This window comes from Variovorax sp. 01T439_2 (genome assembly GCF_056398445.1).
This window is the reverse complement of the sequence record NZ_JBFTPJ010000482.1, coordinates 1-4,461: the sequence shown is the minus strand read 5'-3', so window position 1 is coordinate 4,461 and position 4,461 is coordinate 1. Positions and strand designations below refer to the sequence as shown.

At 68.6% G+C, this 4,461-nt stretch carries 5 protein-coding genes; all 5 read left to right on the top strand.

The window, feature by feature from the left end:
* Positions 1-260: DUF4115 domain-containing protein (locus AC1DOC_RS21005; RefSeq protein WP_478130416.1), on the top strand; the 260-nt coding region annotated here is incomplete at its 5' end.
* Positions 257-1,537 carry a flavodoxin-dependent (E)-4-hydroxy-3-methylbut-2-enyl-diphosphate synthase gene (gene ispG / locus AC1DOC_RS21000; protein ID WP_478084296.1) on the top strand — a complete coding sequence of 427 codons (1,281 nt, stop codon included), beginning with the start codon at positions 257-259 and terminating at the stop codon, positions 1,535-1,537. The genes AC1DOC_RS21005 and ispG, both read left to right, overlap by 4 nt.
* Before the next feature lie 12 nt (positions 1,538-1,549).
* A complete protein-coding gene (gene hisS, locus AC1DOC_RS20995; RefSeq protein WP_012747307.1) occupies positions 1,550-2,872 on the top strand; it encodes a histidine--tRNA ligase in 1,323 nt (440 codons plus the stop codon).
* A 5-nt stretch (positions 2,873-2,877) separates the two neighbouring features.
* Positions 2,878-3,570, top strand: coding sequence for a YfgM family protein (locus tag AC1DOC_RS20990; RefSeq protein WP_012747308.1), 693 nt, complete (start codon positions 2,878-2,880; stop codon positions 3,568-3,570).
* Positions 3,571-3,577: 7 nt separating this feature from the next.
* Positions 3,578-4,461 (top strand): outer membrane protein assembly factor BamB (locus tag AC1DOC_RS20985; RefSeq protein ID WP_478130415.1); only part of this gene is annotated, 884 nt, incomplete at its 3' end.

The window sequence follows — 4,461 nt, the reverse complement described above, 5'->3', positions numbered from 1 at the left end:
CTGCGGCACCTGCCGGCAGCCAGCAGCTGGTCTTCGTCGCGCGCGAGGAATGCTGGATCACCGTTACCGAAGCCGGCGGCAAGCAGCTGCTGCGCCGCAGCCTGCAGGCCGGCGAAACGGTGGCATTGTCGGGAACGCTGCCGCTGTCGGTGGTGGTGGGGCGCGCTTCGGCGGTCGATGTGCAGGTGCACGGAAAGCCCTACGATCTGAAGCCTGTCACGCGCGGCGGCGGCGTGGCGCGTTTCGAGGTGAAACCGTGACCGACTGCACTCCCCAACCCATCGAATCGGCGGCGCCCAAGGCGCGCCGTTCGCGCCAGGCCCAGGTGGTCTGGGGGCCACGCACCGTGACGGTGGGCGGCGATGCGCCCGTGCGGGTGCAGTCCATGACCAACACCGACACCGTCGATGCCGTCGGCACGGCCATCCAGGTGAAGGAGCTTGCCATTGCCGGTTCGGAGATGGTGCGCATCACCGTCAACACGCCGGAGGCGGCGGCCCAGGTGCCGTACATCCGCGAGCAGCTCGACCGCATGGGCATCGACGTGCCGCTGATCGGCGACTTCCACTACAACGGCCACCGCCTGCTCACCGACTATCCGGCCTGCGCCGAGGCGCTGAGCAAGTACCGCATCAATCCCGGCAACGTGGGCAAGGGCGACAAGCGCGACCGCCAGTTCGGCCAGATGATCGATGCGGCCATGCGTTGGAACAAGCCGGTGCGCATCGGCGTCAACTGGGGCAGCCTCGACCAGGAACTGCTGGCCAGCCTGATGGACACCAACAGCCAGCGCGCCGAGCCCTGGGACGCGAAGCAGGTGATGTACGAGGCGCTCATCACCTCGGCCATCGAATCCGCCAAGCTCGCCGAATCGATGGGCATGGCCGGCAACCAGGTCATCCTGTCGTGCAAGGTGAGCGGCGTCCAGGACCTGATCTCGGTCTACCGCGAGCTCGCCAGGCGCTGCGACTATCCGCTGCACCTGGGGCTCACCGAAGCCGGCATGGGCACCAAGGGCACGGTGGCGTCGGCCACGGCGCTTTCCATCCTGCTGCAGGAGGGCATCGGCGACACCATCCGCGTGTCGCTCACGCCCCAGCCGGGCGAGTCGCGCACGCAGGAAGTGCTGATCGCCAACGAGATCCTGCAGGCGCTGGGCCTGCGCGTGTTCGTGCCGAGCGTCACCGCCTGCCCGGGCTGCGGCCGCACCACCAGCACCACCTTCCAGGAACTGGCCAAGCAGATCGACGACTACCTGCGCCTGCAGATGCCGGTCTGGCGCAAGAAGTACCCGGGCGTCGAGAAGCTGAAGGTGGCCGTGATGGGCTGCATCGTCAACGGCCCCGGCGAGAGCAAGCACGCCGACATCGGCATCAGCCTGCCAGGCACCGGCGAGGCGCCCGCCGCCCCGGTCTTCATCGACGGCGAAAAGGCACTCACGCTGCGCGGCGACAATATCGCCAACGAGTTTCACCAGCTCGTCGAAACCTACATTCAAAAGCGCTTCGGCCAGCAACTGGCTGCCGACGTCGCCTGACCACTTTCTCCCATGGCTGACAAGATCAATGCCGTCAAAGGCATGAACGACATATTGCCGGCGAGCGTGCCGCGCATCGACCGCCTGCCCGATTCGGCCCTCTGGTCGTGGTTCGAGCAGACGGTGCGCGGGCTCCTCGCCCGCTACGGCTACCAGTACATGCTGACGCCGGTGGTCGAACCCACGGCGTTGTTCGTGCGCGGACTGGGCGAGGTGACCGATATCGTCGAGAAGGAGATGTACTCCTTCACCGATGCAATGAACGGCGACAAGCTCACGCTTCGCCCCGAGGCCACCGCCGGCATCGTGCGCGCCATGGTCGAGCACAACGCGCTCTACAACGGCCCGCTGCGCCTGTGGACGATGGGACCGATGTTCCGCCACGAGCGTCCCCAGAAGGGCCGCTACCGCCAGTTCCACCAGCTCGACGTCGAGGCGCTGGGCTTTCCCGGCCCGGACGTGGACGCCGAGCTGATCCTCATGGTGCGGGCCCTCTGGCGCGAGCTCGGGTTGGCCGAAGGCGAGCACGTGCGCCTGGAGATCAACAGCCTGGGCCAGCCGGCCGAGCGCCAGGCGCACCGCGAAGCGCTGATCCGCCATTTCGAGGCGCATGCCGGCGTGCTCGATGCCGATGCACAGCGGCGCCTGCACAGCAATCCGCTGCGCATCCTCGATACCAAGAATCCCGCCATGCAGGCCGTGGTGGAGGCCGCGCCCCAACTGATGGACTTCCTCGGCGAGGAGTCGCGCGCGCACTTCGATGCGGTGCGCGCCGTGCTCGATGCCGCAGGGCTGGCCTACCGCGTCAACCCGCGCCTGGTGCGCGGGATGGACTATTACAACCTGACCGTCTTCGAATGGGTCACCGACCAGCTCGGTTCGCAGGGCACCGTCTGCGGGGGAGGGCGCTATGACGGCCTCATCGGCCAGATGGGCGGCAAGCCTGCGCCGGCCGTCGGCTTCGGCCTGGGCATCGAACGGCTGCTGCTGCTGATCCAGGAACTCCGCCTGCCGGTCCCCGCCGCGGCGCCCGCGGCGTACGCCATCGTGCCCTCGGCCGCCGCGCTGCCGCAGGTCATGGCCGTGCTCGAGCAGCTGCGCGCCGCCGGCGTGAGCGTGCTGCAGCATGCGGGCGGCGGCAGCATGAAGGCGCAGTTCAAGAAAGCCGACGCGAGCGGAGCGCGCTATGCGCTGGTCTTTGGCGAAGACGAACTGTCGCGCGGCGAAGTCACGGTCAAATCGCTGCGCGAGGGCGGTGGCGAACAGGTGGCGCGGCCTCTCGCCGAGGTGGCCACCTGGGCGGCCACCCTACAATCCCCGGCTCCCAACATCTGATACGCATGGCAACCCATCTCGATCTCGACGAACAGGAACAGCTCGACCAGCTCAAGCATTTCTGGAACACCTACGGCACCCTGATCACCTGGGTGGTGTTGCTCGTGGCCGGGGCCTTCGTGGCCTGGAACGGCTGGCAATATTTCCAGCGCAACAAGGCGGCGCAGGCCGCGGCCCTCTACGACGAGGTCGAGCGCAGCACGCAGTCCGGCGACGTGGAGCGCATCCAGCGCGTGCTGGGCGACATGAAGGAACGCTTCGCCGGCACCGCCTACGCGCAGCAGGCGGGCCTCCTGGCCGCCAAGGCGCTCTACGAGAAGGGCAACGCCGAGGCCTCGCGCGCCGCGCTCGGCTGGGTGGCGCAAAGCGCGGTCGATCCGGGCTACAAGGCCGTTGCCAAGCTGCGGCTGGCGGCCGAACTGCTCGACAGCAAGTCGTACGACGAAGCGCTCAAGCAGCTCTCCGGCGACGTGCCCAAGGAGTTCGAGCCGCTCGTGGCCGACCGCAAGGGCGACATCTACATGGCCCAGGGCAAGCGCGCCGAAGCGCAGGCCGAATACCGCAAGGCCTGGACCGGCCTTGGCCCGGCGTCCGACTACCGGCGCCTGGTCGAATTCAAGCTCAACGCCGCCGGCGTCGATCCGAAGAGCCTGGCACCCGTGATCACGGTCACGCCGGCAGCCCCCAAAAATTCCTGATCGCACTATGAATTTCAAGCGTTTCATGCCTGAGTCGTCCGTCCTGCGTGCAGGTTCGGCCATTGTTCTGGCCGCGATGCTGGCTGCCTGCTCGGGCACCAGCAAGCCCAAGCCGGCCGAACTGCCCGCCAACCCCGCGTTGTTCGGCGTGCGCCAGGCCTGGAGCGTGCGCATCCCGGCCGTGGGCTTCCCGCTGGCCACCGACGTCAGCGGCGACATCGTCACCGTGGCCGGCAGCGACGGCACCGTGGTCGCCATCGACGCCCGTGCCGGCCGCGAAACCTGGCGCGCGAATGCGGGCGCCAAGCTCGCAGCCGGCGTCGGCAGCGACGGCTCGCTGGCCGCGGTGGTCACCACCGACAACGAACTCGTGGCCATCGAAGGCGGCAAGGTCCTGTGGAAGCAGCGGCTCTCGGCCCAGGCCTTCACCGCGCCGCTGGTGGCCGGCCGCCGCGTCTTCGTGCAGACCGCCGACCGCAGCATCAGCGCCTGGGACGGCCAGAGTGGCCGCCGCCTCTGGCTGCAGCAGCGCACGGCCGAAAACCTCGTGCTCAAGAAGTCGGGCGTGCTGATCGCCGTGGGCGATACGCTGATCTCGGGCATCGGTGGCCGGCTGGTCGGCATCAACCCGGCCAACGGCACCTCGCGCTGGGAAGCGCCCATTGCGGCGCCGCGCGGCACCAACGACGTGGAGCGCTTGGTCGACCTGACCGGCAGCGTGAGCCGCGTCGGCGACACCGTGTGCGCCCGTGCCTACTATGCCAACGTCGGCTGCGTCGACACCGCGCGCGGCCAGCTGCTGTGGAGCAAGCCTGCCGTGGGCGCCGAGGGCGTCAGCGGCGACGAGGGCTTCGTCTACGGCACCGAGTCCGACGGCAGCGTCGTGGCCTT

Coding starts and splice junctions, on each gene's coding strand:
- AC1DOC_RS20990 (WP_012747308.1), top strand. CDS start 2,878: ATGGCAACCCATCTCGATCTCGACGAACAGGAACAGCTCGACCAGCTC.
- hisS (WP_012747307.1), top strand. CDS start 1,550: ATGGCTGACAAGATCAATGCCGTCAAAGGCATGAACGACATATTGCCG.